This window comes from Mesorhizobium sp. L-8-3 (genome assembly GCF_016756615.1).
GTDB lineage: Bacteria > Pseudomonadota > Alphaproteobacteria > Rhizobiales > Rhizobiaceae.
On sequence record NZ_AP023262.1, the window covers coordinates 5,829,292 to 5,847,560 of the forward strand.

The 18,269-nt window shown below is 64.9% G+C and carries 17 protein-coding genes and 2 tRNA genes; 7 read left to right on the plus strand and 12 right to left on the minus strand.

Translation table 11 applies throughout. From position 1 onward, the window contains the following. The first annotated feature begins 99 nt into the window (after window positions 1–99). The 5 genes from JN302_RS27070 (at window position 100) to JN302_RS27090 (ending at window position 4,903) form a co-directional block, all read left to right on the plus strand. A complete protein-coding gene (locus JN302_RS27070) occupies window positions 100–663 on the plus strand; it encodes a polysaccharide biosynthesis/export family protein (RefSeq protein WP_202307172.1) in 564 nt (187 codons plus the stop codon). Between the two features lie 15 nt (window positions 664–678). Continuing rightward, window positions 679–1,818 (plus strand): glycosyltransferase, encoded by a 1,140-nt coding sequence (locus JN302_RS27075; protein ID WP_202329776.1) that lies wholly within the window; start codon window positions 679–681, stop codon window positions 1,816–1,818. Between the two features lie 112 nt (window positions 1,819–1,930). After that, window positions 1,931–3,466 (plus strand): undecaprenyl-phosphate glucose phosphotransferase, encoded by a 1,536-nt coding sequence (locus JN302_RS27080; RefSeq protein WP_202329777.1) that lies wholly within the window; start codon window positions 1,931–1,933, stop codon window positions 3,464–3,466. Further along, complete coding sequence (locus JN302_RS27085) at window positions 3,463–4,773, plus strand: O-antigen ligase family protein (RefSeq protein WP_202329778.1); 1,311 nt, start codon at window positions 3,463–3,465, stop codon at window positions 4,771–4,773. The genes JN302_RS27080 and JN302_RS27085 overlap by 4 nt, the downstream gene beginning before the upstream one ends. Before the next feature lie 53 nt (window positions 4,774–4,826). Continuing rightward, window positions 4,827–4,903 (plus strand) — tRNA-Pro (locus tag JN302_RS27090). 202 nt (window positions 4,904–5,105) lie between these two features. Here JN302_RS27090 and JN302_RS27095 read toward each other — a convergent pair. Continuing rightward, window positions 5,106–5,182: transfer RNA gene (locus tag JN302_RS27095), tRNA-Gln, on the minus strand. Between the two features lie 313 nt (window positions 5,183–5,495). Between JN302_RS27095 and JN302_RS27100 the strand changes: the two genes are divergently transcribed. After that, window positions 5,496–5,744, plus strand: a complete 249-nt coding sequence (locus JN302_RS27100) for a ribbon-helix-helix domain-containing protein (protein WP_202329779.1) — start codon at window positions 5,496–5,498, stop codon at window positions 5,742–5,744. A gap of 58 nt (window positions 5,745–5,802) precedes the next feature. Here JN302_RS27100 and JN302_RS27105 read toward each other — a convergent pair whose 3' ends face one another. From JN302_RS27105 to JN302_RS27135, 7 genes are all read right to left on the minus strand, one after another. Further along, window positions 5,803–7,518, minus strand: a complete 1,716-nt coding sequence (locus JN302_RS27105) for a M10 family metallopeptidase (protein WP_202307177.1) — start codon at window positions 7,516–7,518, stop codon at window positions 5,803–5,805. A gap of 225 nt (window positions 7,519–7,743) precedes the next feature. Further along, window positions 7,744–8,292 (minus strand): MerR family transcriptional regulator, encoded by a 549-nt coding sequence (locus JN302_RS27110; protein ID WP_202307178.1) that lies wholly within the window; start codon window positions 8,290–8,292, stop codon window positions 7,744–7,746. Between the two features lie 216 nt (window positions 8,293–8,508). Further along, window positions 8,509–8,832 carry an integration host factor subunit alpha gene (locus JN302_RS27115; RefSeq protein ID WP_202307179.1) on the minus strand — a complete coding sequence of 108 codons (324 nt, stop codon included), beginning with the start codon at window positions 8,830–8,832 and terminating at the stop codon, window positions 8,509–8,511. A gap of 150 nt (window positions 8,833–8,982) precedes the next feature. Next, a complete protein-coding gene (locus tag JN302_RS27120; RefSeq protein ID WP_202307181.1) occupies window positions 8,983–9,954 on the minus strand; it encodes a beta-ketoacyl-ACP synthase III in 972 nt (323 codons plus the stop codon). Window positions 9,955–9,962: 8 nt separating this feature from the next. Further along, on the minus strand, window positions 9,963–11,036 hold the full coding sequence (plsX, locus tag JN302_RS27125) for a phosphate acyltransferase PlsX (RefSeq protein WP_202307183.1): 1,074 nt from the start codon (window positions 11,034–11,036) through the stop codon (window positions 9,963–9,965). Window positions 11,037–11,145: 109 nt separating this feature from the next. Beyond that, window positions 11,146–11,697 carry a YceD family protein gene (locus JN302_RS27130; RefSeq protein ID WP_202329780.1) on the minus strand — a complete coding sequence of 184 codons (552 nt, stop codon included), beginning with the start codon at window positions 11,695–11,697 and terminating at the stop codon, window positions 11,146–11,148. Then, window positions 11,694–12,248, minus strand: a complete 555-nt coding sequence (locus JN302_RS27135) for a ubiquinol-cytochrome C chaperone family protein (protein WP_202307187.1) — start codon at window positions 12,246–12,248, stop codon at window positions 11,694–11,696. Before JN302_RS27135 ends, JN302_RS27130 begins: the two co-directional genes overlap by 4 nt. 145 nt (window positions 12,249–12,393) lie before the next feature. Here JN302_RS27135 and JN302_RS27140 point away from each other — a divergent pair, with 145 nt between their 5' ends. Then, the gene (locus JN302_RS27140) at window positions 12,394–12,885 is read left to right on the plus strand and encodes an outer membrane protein assembly factor BamE (protein WP_244845959.1); all 492 of its coding nucleotides are present in this window, start codon (window positions 12,394–12,396) and stop codon (window positions 12,883–12,885) included. A gap of 156 nt (window positions 12,886–13,041) precedes the next feature. On the opposite strand, the gene JN302_RS27145 is transcribed toward JN302_RS27140, so the two are convergent. The 4 genes from JN302_RS27145 to JN302_RS27160 all read right to left on the minus strand — a co-directional run bounded on the left by JN302_RS27145 (window position 13,042) and on the right by JN302_RS27160 (window position 18,213). Further along, the gene (locus JN302_RS27145) at window positions 13,042–15,186 is read right to left on the minus strand and encodes a sodium-translocating pyrophosphatase (RefSeq protein WP_202329781.1); all 2,145 of its coding nucleotides are present in this window, start codon (window positions 15,184–15,186) and stop codon (window positions 13,042–13,044) included. A gap of 173 nt (window positions 15,187–15,359) precedes the next feature. Further along, window positions 15,360–16,115: an ABC transporter permease gene (locus JN302_RS27150; protein ID WP_202329782.1), complete on the minus strand. Its 756-nt coding sequence runs from the start codon at window positions 16,113–16,115 to the stop codon at window positions 15,360–15,362. Further along, the gene (locus JN302_RS27155) at window positions 16,112–17,050 is read right to left on the minus strand and encodes an ABC transporter ATP-binding protein (protein ID WP_202329783.1); all 939 of its coding nucleotides are present in this window, start codon (window positions 17,048–17,050) and stop codon (window positions 16,112–16,114) included. Before JN302_RS27155 ends, JN302_RS27150 begins: the two co-directional genes overlap by 4 nt. Continuing rightward, entirely contained in the window at window positions 17,047–18,213 is a 1,167-nt protein-coding gene (locus JN302_RS27160) for an ABC transporter permease (protein WP_202329784.1), read from the minus strand. The genes JN302_RS27155 and JN302_RS27160 overlap by 4 nt, the downstream gene beginning before the upstream one ends. Between the last annotated feature and the right edge of the window lie 56 nt (window positions 18,214–18,269).

The window sequence follows — 18,269 nt, forward strand, 5'->3', positions numbered from 1 at the left end:
CCCGAAGCTTTTACCGGGCATTAACCCTAACAGAGTGATAACGAGCCTACTACGAAGTGCCGGGGGCTTCCCGCCCCTCGACAGAGGTTTGCGCCGCCCATGAAACGATCGCTCCCCCTGCTCCACGCGATGCTTGCGGCGGCGATTCTCGCTGGCTGTGCCGGTTACCGTCCGGCGCCGGAGGCGTTTCACGAGGCGCTCGACAAACCCTATCTGCTCGGCGCGGGCGATCGCGTCCGCGTCACGGTCTTCGAGCAGGCGGACCTTACCAACACCTACAGCGTCGATCAGTCCGGCTACATCTCCTTCCCGCTGGTGGGTTCCATCGCCGCGCGCGGCCACTCGGCCAAGCAGATCGAAGGACAGATCGCCGCCAAGCTGCGCCAGGGTTACCTGCGCGACCCCGACGTCTCGGTCGAGATCGATCGCTACCGGCCGATCTTCGTCATGGGCGAGGTCGGGGCCGCCGGCCAGTATTCCTACGTGCCGGGGATGACCGTCTACTCGGCCATCGCCATTGCAGGCGGCTTCTCGCCGCGCGCCAATCAGGCCAATGTCGACATCACCCGCGCCATCAACGGCAAAGTCATGACCGGACGCGTCGTCACCTCCGACCCGCTGATGCCGGGCGACACCGTCTATGTGCGCGAAAGGCTGTTCTGAGATCGAACCGGCCCGATGCCCGTGACGACGAGAAAGCTCCGCATCGTCCACTGCTTCCGGTCGCCCGTCGGCGGGATATTCCGCCATGTGCGCGACCTCGTCGAGGCGCAGGTGGCTGCCGGCCATGCTGTCGGCATCGTATGCGATTCGACCACGGGCGGCGCCTTCGAGGAGAAGCTGTTCGACGGCATAAGGCCAATGCTGGCGCTGGGGGTGAGCCGCACTCCCATGCAGCGGCATATCGGCCTCGGAGATATCACGTCCGCCTGGCGGACATTGAAGATCATCAAGGAATTGCAGCCGGACGTCCTGCATGGGCACGGCGCCAAGGGTGGCGTCTATGCCCGCGTCTTCGGCTCACTGCTGCGGGTTTCAAGGTCTCGCGTAGCCCGCCTCTATTCAGCGCATGGCGGAAGCCTGCACTATGACGAAACGACCGCGACGGGGAAGTTCTTCTTCGCGCTGGAGCGGGCGATGGAACGCTTCACCGACCACCTGCTCTTCGTCTCCGAATATGAGCGCGCGGTCTTCCGCCGCAAGATCGGCGAGCCCAGCGCCCCGAACAGCCTGGTGCACAACGGGCTTCGCGCCACCGAATTCGAACCCGTATCCGTGCCGCCCGGCGCCGCCGACTTCCTCTATATCGGCATGATGCGCGATCTGAAGGGACCCGACCTCTTCATCGACGCGCTCGCCGAGGCGAGCCGCCGGCTCGGGCGCCCGGTGACCGCCGTGCTGGTCGGCGACGGCGACGACAGGCCGCGCTACGAGGCACAGGTGAAAAGCCTGGCCCTTTCGCAACATACCGTCTTCCTAAAGCCCATGCCGGCGCGCGAAGCCTTCTCGCTGGCCGAGATCGTGGTCGTGCCCTCGCGCGCCGAGGCCATGCCCTACATCGTTCTGGAGGCGCTCGCCGCCGGAAAGCCGATGATCGCGACCGCGGTGGGCGGCATTCCGGAGATTTTCGACCCGGGCCAGGCGACGCTGGTGCGCCCGGATTCTGGAGAGATCGCCGCCAGGATGGCCGATGCGCTCGGCGACTTCGCCGCCTACAGGGCGCGCATGCCCACGCCGGAGGCGCTTCGGGCTCGTTTCGGTGCCGATGTGATGGCAGCAAGCATCGAAAAGGCTTATTTTGCCGCGCTTGAGCGCTGAGCGATCCCAGTCCCGAATCGCGGCCGGCGGACGTCCCAGCCGCACCCGCACGCCGAAAGGGTTTCTTAGCCCATTTCGGCTAATTGTCCGTCGCAATCCGAGACAGCCGGCCATGAACGAGACCGACCCCGCCAAGCGCTTTTCGGTTGACGCCGTCCGCAAGTTCCAGGACGGCTCGGCCGACAAGAATTCGCCGCGGCAACTCAACGACGTCGCCCGCCAGGTGGCATCCCAGTACCGCCACGACACGATGTCGCCGGTGATGGTGAGTGGCGTGCTGCGGCTGGTTGAGTTCGCGCTCCTCGCGCTCTGCGGCATCGCCCTCTACGGCTACTATGTCGGCTTCTCTCACCTCTACTGGCTCTACCCGGCCGTCATCCTCGGCGGATCGCTGGTCACGGTGATATTGTTCGAGCTCAGCGATCTCTATCAGATCTCCGCACTGCGCCGGCCGATCGTCCATGCCGGACGTCTGTTGCTGATCTGGATCGGCACCTTCGCCCTGCTGGCGCTCGGCGGCTTCTTCCTGAAGGTGTCGTCGGACTTTTCGCGCTTCTGGTTGGGGAGCTGGTTCCTGGCCGGGTTCGTCCTGTCGTTCGGGCTGCGGCTCGTCATGTCGAGCATGATCCGGCGCTGGGCCCGCAACGGCACGATGGAGCGCCGGGCCGTCATCGTGGGCGGCGGCCAGGCGGCCGAGACCATGATCCGTTCGATCGAGCGGCAGCCCGACAACGACATCCGCATCTGCGGCCTCTTCGACGACCGTGACGACCGCCGATCACCGCCGGTCGTCGCCGGCTATCCGAAGCTCGGCAACGTGTCCGAGCTGATCGAGTTCGCGCGGATTGCGCGCATCGACATGCTGATCGTCTGCCTGCCGATCACGGCCGAAGCCCGCGTGCTCTCGATGCTGAAGAAATTGTGGGTGCTGCCGGTCGATATTCGCCTGTCGGCCCATTCGAACCAGTTGCGCTTCCGGCCGCGCTCCTACTCCTTCATCGGCTCCGTGCCGATGCTCGACATCTTCGACAAGCCGATCAACGACTGGGATTCGGTCGCCAAGCGCGCCTTCGACATCGTCTTCTCGCTGGTCGGCATCATCGTCTTCTCCCCGGTCATGCTGGTCACCGCCATCGCCATCAAGCTCGACAGCAAGGGCCCCGTGATCTTCCGCCAGAAGCGGCACGGCTTCAACAACGAGGAGATCGACGTCTACAAGTTCCGGTCGATGTACACCGACATGTCCGATCCGACGGCGAAGAACGCGGTGACCAAGAACGATCCGCGCGTCACGCGCGTCGGCCGCTTCATCCGCAAGACCTCGATCGACGAGCTGCCGCAGTTCTTCAATTCCCTGTTCGGCTCCCTGTCGCTGGTGGGGCCGCGGCCCCATGCGGTGTCGGCGCAGTCCCACAACAAGCTCTATGTCGAGGTGGTCGATGGCTATTTCGCCCGTCACAGGGTCAAACCCGGCGTCACCGGCTGGGCGCAGATCAACGGCTGGCGCGGCGAGATCGACACCGACGAGAAGATCAAGATGCGCACCGAATACGACCTCTATTACATCGAGAACTGGTCGCTCTGGTTCGATCTCAAGATCCTGCTGCTCACGCCGGTCCGGCTGCTCAACACGGAAAACGCGTATTGACCGCGCAAGCCCCGGAGCTGCCGCGTGCCGCAGTCAATGCCAGGCTGGTCGCGCTGATCAGCGGAGCCGCTGTTTCCTTCGGCGTCTTCCTCTCCGGCTTCGTCATCAACGAGCCCGCGCCTTACGAGCTCTACATGGCCGGGCTGATCGCGGTATGGGCGCTGTTCGGACTGCGAATCTCCCGGGCGGTCACGCCGCTGCTTGTGCTGCTGGTGATCTTCAACATCGGCGGGCTGATCTCGATGAGCCAGATGGGCGAACTCTACAACACGCCGCTCTACCTCGCCGTCTCGCTGTTCCTGGCCTTTACCGCCGTGTTCTTCGCCGCCGTGACCGAAGCGCGGCCCGGCATCTACAAGCTGATCTTCATGGCCTGGCTGGCAGCCGCGCTCGCCACCGCGGCACTCGGCATACTCGGCTATTTCAATGCCTTTCCCGGCGCCGGTGTCTTCACGCGCTACGATCGCGCCGCGGGCGCTTTCGAGGATCCGAACGTCTTCGGTCCATTCCTCACGCTTCCGGGCATCTGGCTGCTCTACCGGCTGCTGACGGGCAGCCCGCTCAGAATGGTGCTCTATGCCGTGCCGCTGGTGATCATAGCCGCCGGCATCTTCTTTTCCTTCTCGCGCGGCGCATGGGGTCTGTTCGCCGCATCCTCGGTGCTGCTCGTCGCCTGCCTCTTCCTGCAGAGCGCAAGCGGCCTGTTCCGTCTGCGCATCGTGGTCATGACCGTGGCGGCGATCGTGCTGCTCATTCTTGCGGTGCTGGTGATCCTGCAGATCCCCGGCGTCGCCGACATGTTCACGGCGCGGGCGCGGCTCGCCCAGGACTATGACAGCGACCGGCTCGGCCGGTTTGCCCGCTACGGCATCGGCTTCGCCATGGCGATGGAGCACCCGCTTGGAATCGGCCCGCTGAATTTCGGCAGGATCTATGGCGAGGACACCCACGATATCTGGCTGAAGGCGCTGCTGGACTATGGCTGGCTGGGCTTTGCCGCCTACGCCGTCCTGATCGGCTGGACGCTCGCCGCCGGGTTCCGGATCCTGTTCCGGGCACGCCCCTGGCAGCCCTATTTCCTGTGCGCCTATGTCGTGCTGATCGGCCACGTGGCGCTCGGCACCATCATCGACACCGACCATTGGCGGCACTTCTATCTGCTGCTCGGCCTCGTCTGGGGCGGCATCGCGCTGGAGCAGCGGCATCAGCGCGCGCTGCGGCTGCGGCCGCTCGTCGCGGCGCCCCCTCCTCCGCCGGCTCAGGGCGCCCCGGCGCCACGAGGCGGCTCTCTTCTTTCGAGTGCATAGACGACGAATTCGGTTGACCGCCCGATGGATAAGACGATAGGAAGCACCCGGTTCGGAGCGTAGCGCAGCCCGGTAGCGCACTTGACTGGGGGTCAAGGGGTCGTGGGTTCGAATCCCGCCGCTCCGACCATTTTCCACTTTTTTCCGGCCCGGAGACACATAGCTACCGGTTTAAGCTGGCGCCGGGGTAGTTTCGTACCGCAACGGGTCTCTTGGTGTGCCATATCGGAGCGGGGTCGAACCCAAAGGGTTCGCAAGGGCGACGGCCCGCTGGCCGGTCAGGCAGCCCCATCGGAGTTGCAAGCGCAGCGAGCCGGCGTGAGATCAAGAAATGGTGCGCCCGGCAGGATTCGAACCTGCATTGCCAGAGACAAAGCCTGCCGCTCTATCCAGTTTGAGCTACGGGCGCGTCCAGATACCAGTCTACGGAGCCGGCTGCATCAAGCCAAGCCAGCCATCGGAACGATGGAGCCTCACTTTTGGATCATAAAAGCGCAGGCTGCGAGGCGTAGCCCGCGTAAACCGCAGGACCAGAAGGCCCGCCACAAGGGCGAATCGCCTTGACCGCGTGTCACCCGTCCGCGCCCATGGGCTTCCACGGGACCAGGCATGTGACCGCTCTGCTTCGCCGGACGACCGCCATCCTCCTCGGGAGATGACAAACGCTGTCCTGCAACAGCGGCCTCCACGCCGCCGCTTTTTGTGTTAACATGGTTCTTGTCATGGATCAGCACATCCCACCGCGCCGGAAGCGACGCGGCCCTGCGCCCACCGGCAAGGGCGTCCTTGTCGGCGTGCGCCTGCAGCCTGAGTTGCTCTCGGCGCTTGACCGATTTGCCCACAACGGCAACCTGTCGCGGCCCGAGGCCCTCCGGATCGCGTTCCGCGACTGGGCGCTCGCGCATGGCCATGTGCCGAGCGCGGACGAAGGAAAGCGTCCGGACGAACTCGATGCGTCTAACGACGACTGAAAATACCCGGAGGTGGTTTCAGTTCCGGGTCCGGCGCGCCGATGGAAATGCGACGGGGTCAAACCACGTAGAAATCAGCGTTCGAAAGCGCCAGATTCGTGCCGAGGCGCGCGAAATGCAAGCCGCCGCCCGTTGCGTTGCCGTTGAAGTCGTAGTTCAGCCAGCCGGTATCGGTTTCGTAGATGATGCGGTCGTCGGCATCCTGGGCAAGGCCCGTCGTGTTCCTGGCAAAGGCCGACGCGGCCAGGAAGCCGAGCTGCTTCAGGCCGGTGAAGACGGCGTTCTCCAGGCGGATCGTATCGTCCGCGGCGGAGAAGCCGCTGATCAGATCGATATTGCCGCTGCCGAGCCTGGTGTTGAACACGAATGAATCCCTGCCCACACCACCGATCAGGGTATCGTTGCCCAGACCGCCGTTGAGCATGTCGTTGCCGGCACCGCCGTCGAGCCGGTTCGCGACGCCGTTGCCGACAATCACGTTGTTCAGGCTGTTGCCCGTGCCGGAAACCGCGCTCGTACCCGTAAGCCTCAGGTACTCCACCGCCCCCAAGACGCGCGCGCTGGAGGAAAGGCTGAAATTGATCCACGACAGCACGGTATCGCTGCCGCCGGACCCGCTAACGCTCTCGTCGATGATGTCGCTGGTGCTGTTGACATAGTAGATGTCGTTACCAGCGCCGCCGTACATCCGGTCGGCGCCGGCATCGCCGTTCAGGCGATCGTTGCCGATGCTGCCGTAGAGCCGATCGCTGCCCGTTCCTCCCACGAGCGCGTCGTTGCCGGCACCGCCATAGAGCGCGTCGTTGCCGGCGCCCCCGCTCAGACCATTTGCGGCACCGTTTCCCGTCAGCGTATCGTTGCCGGAACCGCCGGTGGCATTCTCGATGACGACACCGGGACCGATCGTGACCGTATCGCGCGAGGTCGAGCCGCCATTGAAGCGGATCGCCTCGCTGAGGCTGCTGAACGCTCCGGGATTGAGGTTGATCCTGGTGGCCTCGGAGCCGCTGTAGACGATCGTGTCGATGCCGCCGCTGTCGTTGATCGCCTGCCAGTAATAGCGGTTGTCGTAGAAGATGTAGGTGTTGTTCCCGGTGTTGACGCTGGCACGGCCGTAGAGCGCCTGGATGGCGACGAGGTCATAATACATCGGCGTCGTCGGATAGAAGGACGCCCAGCCGTCGCCCTGGCTCGACCAGGGCGACGCCGTGTAGCTCATCACCGTGTAGAAATAGTTGTCCTGCGCGCGCGGCATGATGTTGCCGTCTTCGAAGGGGTGCTTCAGGCCGAGCGCATGTCCGACCTCATGCAGGATCGTGTGAAAATCGTCGGTCCCTCGCGGCACGGAACCACCGTCCGCATTGAAATTGACCCAGCTGAACCACACGTCCCCGGCCGCGGTGTGGCCGCCTGGGTAATAGGCATGCGCGGCCGAACCGCTGCTGATGTTCTGCGTATAGGTGAAACGAAGCTCACCGACGGTCGTGCTGTTGTCCGCAACCTGGACGAAGCGGACGTTGGCGGAACCCGCCCACACCGCAAGCGCGTCGCGAACGGCTGCTTGCTCCGCTGCCGACAACGCAATCCAGTTGCCCCACTCGTTGCCGGGATAGTTGTCGTAGTATGCCCAGCCGGTCGGGAAACTGTAGGTCAGCGTCACGCCCTGCCCGAAGCCGCCACCCCATTTCGTGCCGCCGATCAGGTACTTTCCGATCCCCGCCCACTCTGGGTTCACCTCCGTCCAGCCAACGGAGTTCCGTGTCGGACTTGCCATTCATCTACCCCCGATACCGGCGTTCCGATCTTCGCGTCGAACGCCGCCCCACGAAACTACCAGAGCGGCGCACCGCGCTCGCGCTCCATTTGTTTGTCCGAGCACCGGATGCTCCGACCTATTTTCGAGTATCCGACTTCCCCTACAGCCGCTACCCGGCTCCAGCCCCATAGCCCCGGAATGCCGAATTCCGGCGAAAAATTGACCGCCGGCGCTAAGGAAGAGCTACCGCACCTGATCGAGCAGGCGCTTGCACTCGAGGAGGTCGAAGAGCGCCTCCTGCAGCAGCGCGCGGTTGTCGCGCGAAAGCTTGCCGCTGCCAGGCTGGACCGGGCCTTCGTCGTCGGCCTTGCCGAGCCCGAAAAAGCGGCGGGACGGCTTCACCTTGGGCTCGCCCACCAGCATCTCATCGTCATGGCTTCGCGGCTGCGCCGCCGGCGTCAGGGGCGGCGCAGCCGCTTCGGCCTGCTTGCGCTGTGCGATCGCCTCGACCGCAGCGAGGTCGCCGCTGCCGATCGCCACGAGGAACTGGTTGCCGTTCTCGCGCAACAGCTTCTGCACGCCCTTGATGGTGTAGCCCTGGTCGTAGAGCATGTGGCGGATGCCCTTGATCAACTCGACATCCTGGGGCCGGTAGTACCGGCGGCCGCCGCCCCTTTTCATAGGCTTGATCTGGGTGAACCGCGTCTCCCAGAAACGCAGCACATGCTGCGGCAGATCAAGGTCTTCGGCGACTTCGCTGATGGTTCGGAACGCGTCGGGGCTCTTGTCCATGGCCAAGTCTCCCTCCTTGCCGCATCGGCCCTAAGGCTGCAAATGGCCCGATGTGTTGAAAGCAACACCCCGGGCGCCACTCCGCGCTGCGCATCATAGGCGCTCCGGGATCGATTCGTAGACTATTTCAGCGGTTTGCGGCGCAACATTCAAGCCCGGCACGAATCCGCGTCCGGCTTGTCAACCGCCAAATCTGGAAATCGACACTCTCGGGCGCTACTTGCCGCCCTTGCCGCGATTGTTCTGATGCGCCCGCAGGATGCGGCTCTTCAGCACGTTCGAGGCCTTGAAGGTCATCACGCGGCGCGGCAGGATCGGGACTTCCTCGCCGGTCTTGGGATTGCGGCCGATGCGCTCGTTCTTGGAGCGGACGTGGAAGGTGGCGAAAGAGGAGAGCTTTACCGTCTCGCCACGGACGATCGCCTCGCAGATCTCATCGAGCACGGTCTCGACCAGTTCCGCGGATTCCGTTCGGGACAGGCCGACCTTGCGATAGACGGCTTCGGCTAGGTCGGCTCGCGTAAGCGTTTTTCCCCCCATGCGAACGTCCAACCATCCTCAAAACTGACAGCGATACAAAACGTTCGAGACGTTAAGTAATTGGTTCGTCTAGGTCAAGGACCCACGGACCGGCTGTTTTCCGATTTGCGCCACACCATGGCCACAATGGTTAAGGCGCTCCCGCGCAGGTCACCAACGCAGGAGAACGGCCCCCCAGGTGAAGCCGCCGCCCATGGCCTCCAGGAGAACGAGATCGCCCTTCTTGATCCGCCCGTCGGCGACGGCGACGGCAAGCGCCAGCGGCACCGACGCCGCCGAGGTGTTGCCGTGACGGTCCACGGTGACGACGACCTTCTCCTCGGCTATGCCGAGTTTCCTGGCGGAAGCGTCGATGATGCGCTTGTTGGCCTGGTGCGGCACGAACCAGTCGAGATCGGCCGACGTGATGCCGGCCTGCGCATAGGTCGCCTCGATGACGTCGGTGATCATGCCGACGGCATGCTTGAAGACCTCGCGGCCCTCCATCCTGAGATGGCCGACGGTGCCGGTCGTGGACGGACCGCCGTCGACGTAGAGCTTCTCCTTGTGCGTACCGTCCGACCGCAGGCTGGCTGCAAGGACGCCGCGGTCGGCGATGGTGCCCGCGCCCTCCCCGGCCTCCATGACGATCGCGCCGGCGCCGTCGCCGAAGAGCACGCAGGTCGAGCGGTCGTTCCAGTCCAGAATGCGCGAAAAGGTCTCGGAACCGATGACGAGCACACGCTTCGCCTGGCCGCCGCGCAGATAGAGATCGGCCGCCGTGACGGCATAGACGAAACCGCTGCAGACCGCCTGCATGTCGAAGGCGAAGCCGTGGCGCATGCCGAGCCGCTGCTGGATGTCGACCGCCGTCGCCGGAAAGGTGTTGTTGGGTGTCGACGTCGCCAGCACGATCAGGTCGAGATCGGCCGGCGTCAGGCCCGCATTGTCGAGCGCTGCGCGGGCCGCGGCTTCACCGAGCGAGGCTGTGGTCTCGTCGTCGGCCGCGATATGGCGCTGGCGAATGCCCGTGCGCTGCACGATCCACTCGTCCGAGGTCTCGACGACGCCCTCGAAGTCGGTGTTCTTCATGATGCGGCGCGGCAGGGCCGAACCAATGCCGCGCACGACTGATCGTATCATTTCAGCCCCTAGAGCGTGTCTTCAGCTTCACTTTCGGCGGCGGGCAACGGCCGCGCCACCTGCGGCAATCGAGCATGGAAGAGGTCGAGATCGGCCTTGATCTTCTCGATCAGCCGGTTCCTAACCATGTCATATCCGAGTTCGACCGCCGCCATGAACCCTTCGGCGTCCGTGCCGCCGTGACTTTTGACCACGATGCCGTTCAGGCCGAGGAAAACCCCGCCATTGGCCTTGCGTACATCCATCTTCTCGCGCAGCAGGTCGAAGGCGCCCTTGGCGAAAACATAGCCGATGCGCGCCATCAGCGTCCGGCTCATCGCTGCCTTGAGATATTCCGCAATCTGCCGGGCCGTGCCTTCCGCGCTCTTCAACGCGATGTTGCCGGCGAAGCCTTCGGTGACGACCACGTCCACCGTTCCCTTGCCGATGTCATCGCCCTCGACGAAGCCGCGATAGTCCATCGACCGCAGGCCCGCCTCGCGCAGGATGCGGCCCGCGTCCTTGACCTCTTCCTGCCCCTTGATCTCTTCGACGCCGACATTGAGCAGGCCGACCGTCGGCCGGTCGGTCTCAAGCAGCGCACGGGCCATGGCCGTTCCCAAAATGGCGAAGTCGACCAGTTGGTGCGCATCGGCGCCGATGGTCGCCCCGACATCCAGCACGATACTCTCGCCGCGAACCGTCGGCCAGATGGCGGCTATGGCCGGGCGCTCGATGGTCGCCATGGTGCGCAGGCAGAATTTCGACATCGCCATCAGCGCGCCGGTGTTGCCGGCCGAAACGCAGACATCGGCGTCGCCGCTCTTCACCGCCTCGATCGCCTTCCACATGGACGACTTCCAGCGCCCCTGGCGCAGAGCCTGGCTCGGCTTGTCATCCATCCGGACCGCCACCTCGCAATGATGGAAGTCGGTGATCGAAGCGAGCTTCGGGAATTGCGCGAGGATCGGACGCACCTCTTCTTCGCGGCCATAGGCGACGAAGCGGACATCGGCTCGCCGTTCTGCCACCTTGGCCAGAGCGGGTATCGTCACCGTGGGGCCGTGGTCGCCACCCATCGCGTCAATGGAAATACGTATCACGCGGCAGTCATCTCGTTTCTCCCGGGGCGGGGCCGGGGTTCGGAAGTCGGGCGAAAATACCGGTTTTGGTCCCCGACACAACCGGCATTTCGCCTCACAAGGCGGCTTTTCAGATTTTCGACCTCAACAGGCGCAGCTTCTGCTGCAGCGGTCCCTCGGCTTCATTCTCGCTGTCCACAACGGGTGTTATCTCGGCGCCGGCCTTACGCGGATAGGGATCGATGCCCAGTCCGAAGAATTCTTCGGCAAGGGCACCGACGTCTATCGTGTCGCCCGAGAAGGTCTCCGGGCTGTCGGGCCCTTCCGCATCCAGCACGATTTCGCCGCCGCTCTGGAAGCCGAGGCGGCCGAGTTTGGAATCCTCGGGCAGATAGACCGCCTCAACGGCCTCGGCAATGTGATTCTCGATCGGATCGAGGGTGACGACGCATTCCTGCACGATATCGGCCTCGACCGTCCCGCTCACCTTCACGCCGTGGCGCTTCCAGGGGGCGACCAGCAGTTCGGCGCGATAGCGCTCGACGGCGACGAGCCCATGCGCGACGGCCAAGGCGGCACGCTCCTTCTCATCCGCGTCGATCACAACGGGCATGCCCTTCTGCGGCAGGCGTGCCACATGGGCGAGGAAGGAAACGGGGCTCTTCGTCTGGTTGTCCATCATGAACTCCTTGTGCCCGGCTCGGGCGCCGGGAACGTCACTTCGCCGCGAAGCAGGTCGGACGACGGCTGGGCCGCGAGCGCCGTCGCGACACCCCCGACATGGGCGGCCAACTCCCGAACCTCGGCCCACCTCTCCACACCGGGGCGGACGTTGCGGGCGAGCGCCTGCGACAGCGCCTCGCCGTCCCCGGCATCCAGCGCCTCGCCATAGGCTTTCACGCGTCCGTAGAACATGCGCGCTAGCAGCTTCATGCGTTTCGGCACGCCCGGATCGCTGATGCCGAGCTCGCGAATCGAATGCTCGACATCGCGGAAGAACTCATCCGTAAGCTCCTGGGCGATTTCCGCGATCGGCCCTTCCTCGCCTCGGACACGACGAAGAAACAGGAACATGTGCAACGCGACCATCTCGAAGCGGCCTAGCGGCGTATCGGGCACATTCCAGGCCGAATATAGCTGCGGCTGCCGCGCGGCCGCCACGATTTGATCGTAGAGGCGGTCGACAGTTGCGCGGCTCACCGTTCTACGGCGGCCGAACAGAAATTTCAGCATGCGGTACGGCCTCCTTGGAACCGTTTCGCGGCGTGGTTAGGTTGCATCGGCGTAGAAGCTGGTTTACCGCTTCTGCCGCTCGAGCAGCAAGCCGATGTTCGACAGGGGTGACATGGAGTTGTTGTTGGTTTCGCGGAATTTCAAGATGGCGGGAACGAAGACGATGCGCCTTTCCGCCGTGCTCGCCCTCGGCGTGGCAGCGGCGGCCTGCAATGCGTCCCAGACCCTCAACCCCAGCGAGACCCTCACCCAGGGCTATGTCATCGACCAGCAGCAGATCGACCAGGTGCCCGTCGGCTCGAGCCGCGAGCAGGTTCTGCTGGCCCTCGGCACGCCCTCGACGACGGCGACTTTCGACAACGAGGTCTTCTACTACATCTCGCAGACCCGGGTCCGCAGGGTCGCGTTCATGAACCCGGCTCTGGTGGATCAGCGGATCCTGGCGGTGTATTTCGGGCCCGACGGGCGCGTCACCAACATCGCCCACTACGGCCTGCAGGACGGCAAGGTGTTCGACTTCATCTCACGGACCACGCCGACCGGCGGCAAGGACAACAGTTTCATCGGCCAGTTGCTCGCCGGCGCCGGCACGGGAGGAGCCCAGGCCGCGAAGAACATCTTCGGCGGCGGCGGCTGATCGAAGCCGCCAGCGCCTATCCCAAAAAAAAAGCCGTTCGCCTATGCCGGCGCGCTCGGCGCAATGCAGGCACACCGGATCGCTTCCGAACGCGAGAAGAGATGAGCCCCGCGGGATCGCTCCCGCGGGGCTCTTGCTTCAACCGATGCGCTTGTCTCAGGCTGAATGGGCGAGCACGGCGAGCAGCAGCAGCGCGACGATATTAGTGATCTTGATCGCCGGATTGACGGCAGGGCCCGCGGTGTCCTTATAGGGATCGCCGACCGTATCGCCGGTCACCGAGGCCTTGTGCGCCTCGGAGCCCTTCATGTGCTTGACGCCGTCCTTGTCGGTGAAGCCGTCCTCGAAAGACTTCTTGGCGTTGTCCCAGGCGCCCCCGCCCGAAGTCATCGAGATCGCGACGAAGAGGCCGTTCACGATCACGCCGAGCAGCGAGGCGCCGAGTGCGGCAAAGGCCGAGGCCTTGGAGCCGGAGATCAGCAGCACGCCGAAATAGACGACGAGCGGCGCCAGCACCGGCAAGAGCGACGGCACGATCATCTCGCGGATCGCCGCCTTGGTCAGAAGGTCGACGGCGCGGGCATAGTCCGGCCTGTCCTTGCCCTGCATGATGCCCGGCTTTTCGCGGAACTGCCGGCGGACCTCCTCCACGATCGAGCCCGCCGCGCGGCCGACCGCCGTCATGGCGATGCCGCCGAACAAATAGGGGATCAGGCCGCCGAAGATCAGCCCTGCCACGACATAGGGGTTCGACAGGTCGAACGAAACCGTCCCGAGATCGGCGAAATAGGGGAACCGGGTGGGGTTCGCGGCGAAGTACTGGAGGTCGTAGCTGTAGGCCGCGAACAGCACCAGGGCGCCGAGGCCGGCCGAGCCGATCGCATAGCCCTTGGTGACCGCCTTGGTCGTGTTGCCGACAGCGTCGAGCGCGTCGGTGGACTGGCGCACTTCCTTGGGCAGTCCCGACATTTCAGCGATGCCGCCGGCATTGTCGGTGACCGGGCCGAAGGCGTCGAGCGCGACGATCATGCCGGCGAGGCCGAGCATCGTGGTGACCGCGACCGCGGTGCCGAACAAGCCGGCGAGCTGGAAGGTCGCGATGATGCCGCCAACGATGACGATCGCCGGAAGCGCGGTCGATTCCAGCGAAACCGCGAGGCCCTGGATCACATTGGTGCCGTGTCCGGTGACCGACGCCTGCGCGATCGACACAACCGGGCGCTTGCCCGTGCCGGTGTAGTATTCGGTGATGACGACGATCAGCGCCGTCACCAGGAGGCCGATCAAGCCGCAGACGAACAGGTTCGTGCCCGTGACGGCCGTGCCGCCGGCGGTCCCGATCTCTCCCCAGCCGATGGTGAGCTGCGTGGCCGCCCAAAGCCCGAGAATCGATAGCAGGCCGGTGACGATGAGGCCCTTGTAGAGGGCACCCATGATCGAACCGTTTGCGCCGAGCTTGACGAAGAAGGTGCCGACGATTGAGGTGATGATGCAGGCGCCGCAGATGGCGAGCGGATAGAGCATGACGCTGCCGAGAATTGCGGTGCCGCCGAAGAAGATGGCGCCGAGCACCATGGTGGCGACGACCGTGACCGCATAGGTCTCGAACAGATCGGCGGCCATGCCGGCGCAGTCGCCGACATTGTCGCCGACATTGTCGGCGATGGTGGCCGGATTGCGCGGATCGTCCTCCGGAATGCCCGCCTCGACCTTGCCGACGAGGTCGCCGCCGACATCGGCGCCTTTGGTGAAGATGCCGCCGCCCAGACGGGCGAAGATAGAGATCAGCGATGCGCCGAAGCCGAGCGCGACGAGCGCGTCGATGACGGCGCGGTCGGCGGGCTGGTGGCCGAGCGCACCCACCAGGACCCAGTAGTAGACGGAGACGCCGAGCAGCGCGAGGCCGGCGACGAGGAGGCCGGTGATGGCGCCGGACTTGAAGGCGATATCGAGGCCGGCCGCGAGGCTGTTGGAAGCTGCCTGGGCCGTGCGCACATTGGCGCGGACCGAGACATGCATGCCGATGAAGCCGGCGACCCCGGAAAGAACGGCCCCGATCAGGAATCCGATCGCTGCGGTGCCGGAAAGGAGCCACCAGGCGAGTAGGAAGACGACCACGCCGACGATGGCGATGGTGGTGTATTGGCGCGCGAGATAGGCCTGCGCGCCTTCACGGATGGCGGCAGAAATTTCCTGCATGCGTGCATTGCCCTGGTCGGACGCAAGGACCGACTGCGTAGCCCATAGGGCGTACAGGACAGAAAGCAGCCCGCAGAGAATGACGACGTAAAGCATTGTCATTGCGGATTTCCTCGATTGCGGCCCGAATAGAACCCCTCCCCGGGCCATTGGGACAGGCCGGTCTCTGGACGGAATCCGGCCTATGCCACGGCTTATCCAAAGGCGAGCGTCAACGTCAAGGTTTTGTTAGGTTTTTGCCCTGATTTCGCCGCGATTCGAAAGGCGCTTCGTACTCAGTCTGCAACCTGCAGCCGACCTGAGCGACGAGCGGCAATCCGCTCGACCGCGGACAGTCCGTCATAGATCAGCACCGCCAGCACGGCGACGATCAGTCCGCCCTGCAGGACGAAGGCGAGGTTGTCGGACAGGAGCCCGGCGATGATGACTTCGCCCAGGGTCCTGGCCGCGACGGTCGAGCCGATGGTCGCGGTGGCCAGGCTGATCACGACCGACAGCCTGATGCCTGCCAGGATGACGGGAACGGCGAGCGGCAGTTCGACCTTGGTCAGCCTTTGCCAGCCCGTCATGCCGACGCCGCGCGCGGCCTCAACCACCGGCTGCGACAGCGTCGTCAGTCCCGTCAGCGCATTTTCGAAGATCGGAAGGAGCCCGTAGAGGAAAAGCGCGATCAGTGTCGGCTTCTCGCCGAAACCGACGGCAGGCACGGCCAGTGCCAGCACCGCGACCGGGGGAAAGGTCTGGCCTATATTGACGAGGCTGCGCGACAGCGGGAGGAATTCGGCACCTACCGGCCGGGTGACGAGAATGGCGAGCCCCACCGCGACGATCGTCGCCGCCACGGTCGCGAGCAGCACGGTCCACAGATGCAGCAATGTGAGCGAAAGGAGGCTGCCCTGGTTGTAGATCGCCGGCGCGTTGTTCCTGGCGAGCGGGCGGAACAGCGGCGCGAACCAGTCGGGCGCCATCACGAAGGCGACGAGCAGCAGCAATGCCAGAAGCCGCAACGCGAACGGCAGGAAGCGGATCATGCCGGCCTCGCCCCGCGCCTGACCAATTCATCGACTGTCACCCTTCCGAGCGGGCTGCCCTCCGCTGTCACCACGGGCAGCGCCTGACGCCCTGACCAGAGCAGCATTGCCAGGGCATCGCGCAGGCTGACGTCGGCCGTGATTGCTTCACCCTCGGCCGGGCCCGGCTCGACCGCCTCGCTCACCTTGCCGAGCGAGAGCAGACGGAAGGGCCGATCGCCCGTGCCGATCAGGTTCTCCACGAAGGTGTTGGCCGGCCGCGCCAGCACCTCGGCCGGCGTCGCATATTGCATCAGCTTGCCGCCATCCATCACCGCGATCCTGTCGCCGAGGTGAACGGCCTCCTCCATGTCGTGAGTGACAAGAACGATGGTGGTGCCGAAGCGACGCTGGATCGCTAGAAGATCCTCCTGCGCCTTGGCGCGGATGATGGGATCGAGCGCGCCGAAGGGCTCGTCCATGAGGAGCACGTTTGGTTCGGCCGCGAGCGCACGCGCCACGCCGACGCGCTGCTGTTGGCCGCCGGACAATTCGTGAGGATAGCGCGGTCCGAAAGCCGCGGGGTCGAGCTGGAACAGCGTCAGCAATTCCTCGACCCTGGCCGCAACGCGCCTGGCATCCCAGCCGAGCAGCACCGGGACAGTGCCGATGTTCTGCGCGACGGTGCGGTGCGGAAAGAGCCCATGTCCCTGGATCGCATAGCCGATACGGCGACGCAGTTCGTATCCGGGCAGCGAACGATTGTCGACGCCGTCGAGCCTGATCGCACCCGAGGTCTGCTCGACCAGGCGGTTGATCATGCGCAGCAAGGTGGTCTTGCCCGACCCCGAGGTACCGACGACCACCGTGATGGTGCGAGGCTCGACGACAAGCGAAACATCGTCGACGACGGCCGCGTCGCCGTAGCGCTTGGTGACGTTCTCGATCTCGATCATGACTGGTTCCCCGGACGCTTGCCGGTTGCGGTAAGCTCGACCACCGCGTCGAGGATGATCGCGGCGGCGAAGGCCAGCGCCACGGTGGGTATGGCGCCAAGCAGCACAAGATCCATCGCCGTCTGGCCGATGCCCTGGAAGACGAATACGCCGAAGCCGCCTCCGCCGATCAGAGCGGCGATCGTCGCCAGGCCGATATTCTGCACGAGCACGATGCGGATGCCGGTCAGAATAACCGGAAAGGCGAGCGGGAACTCGACGCCGAACAGTCGCTGGCGGTCGGTCATGCCCATGCCGCGTGCCGCATCGTTGACCGCGGAGGGAACCCCGGCAAGGCCGACGACGGTGTTGGCCACCATCGGCAGCAGCGAATAGAGGAACAAGGCCACGAAGGCGGGCGCCACGCCGATGCCGCGTATGCCGAGCGCGGCCGCTCCCGGCACATGGGTCGCGACCCAGCCGAGAGGTGCGATCAAGATACCGAACAGGGCGATCGACGGGATGGTCTGGACGATGTTGAGAACGTTGAGCACGGCGTCGCGCACCGCCGACAGGCGGTGGCACAGAATGCCGAGCGGTATGCCGACGACCATGGCGGCGGCGAGCGAGCCGAGCGCGAGAGTCAAATGTCGAGCGGCCTCGGCACGAAAACTGTCGGCCCGATTGGCATACTCCTTGAAGACCGACAGCCCGTCCCAGAGACCGGACGCGATCATCGCAGCGAGTGCCGCGGCCGTGAGGATAAGCACCACAACGCGCCCCAGCGGCGAAAGCTTCAGCCTGGTCAGAGCATCGGCAAGCAGCAGAACGAAGCCGAAGGCCAGCAGCCAGAAGCCAGACGCGGGAGATACGCGCGCGAAGCTGTTTTCCGGCGGCGTCAGGTGACCCGCGGCCGAGCCGATCGAAAGGGCGAGCGCGACCAGCGCGACAAGGCTCGCGGCGAGGCGGACACCTGCCGCCACGCGCAGGAGGGCGCAAAGGCCCGAAACAAGCACGACAGCCGACAGCAGCGCCGCGATCGAGGGCGGCAGCGCCTCGAACAAGGAACGCGGCTCGCCGGCTACGATGCGGTTCGCGCGAAACGTGGCGAAGGGAGCGATCAGCGCGCCATAGGCCGCGATCGCCGCGATCACCACGCCGAGCTTGTCGAATCGAAAGACCACCCTCCCCCCATTTGCCGGTCAAGCGCCTGAGGCCGGGCATTCGTCCCTAGGCGAAA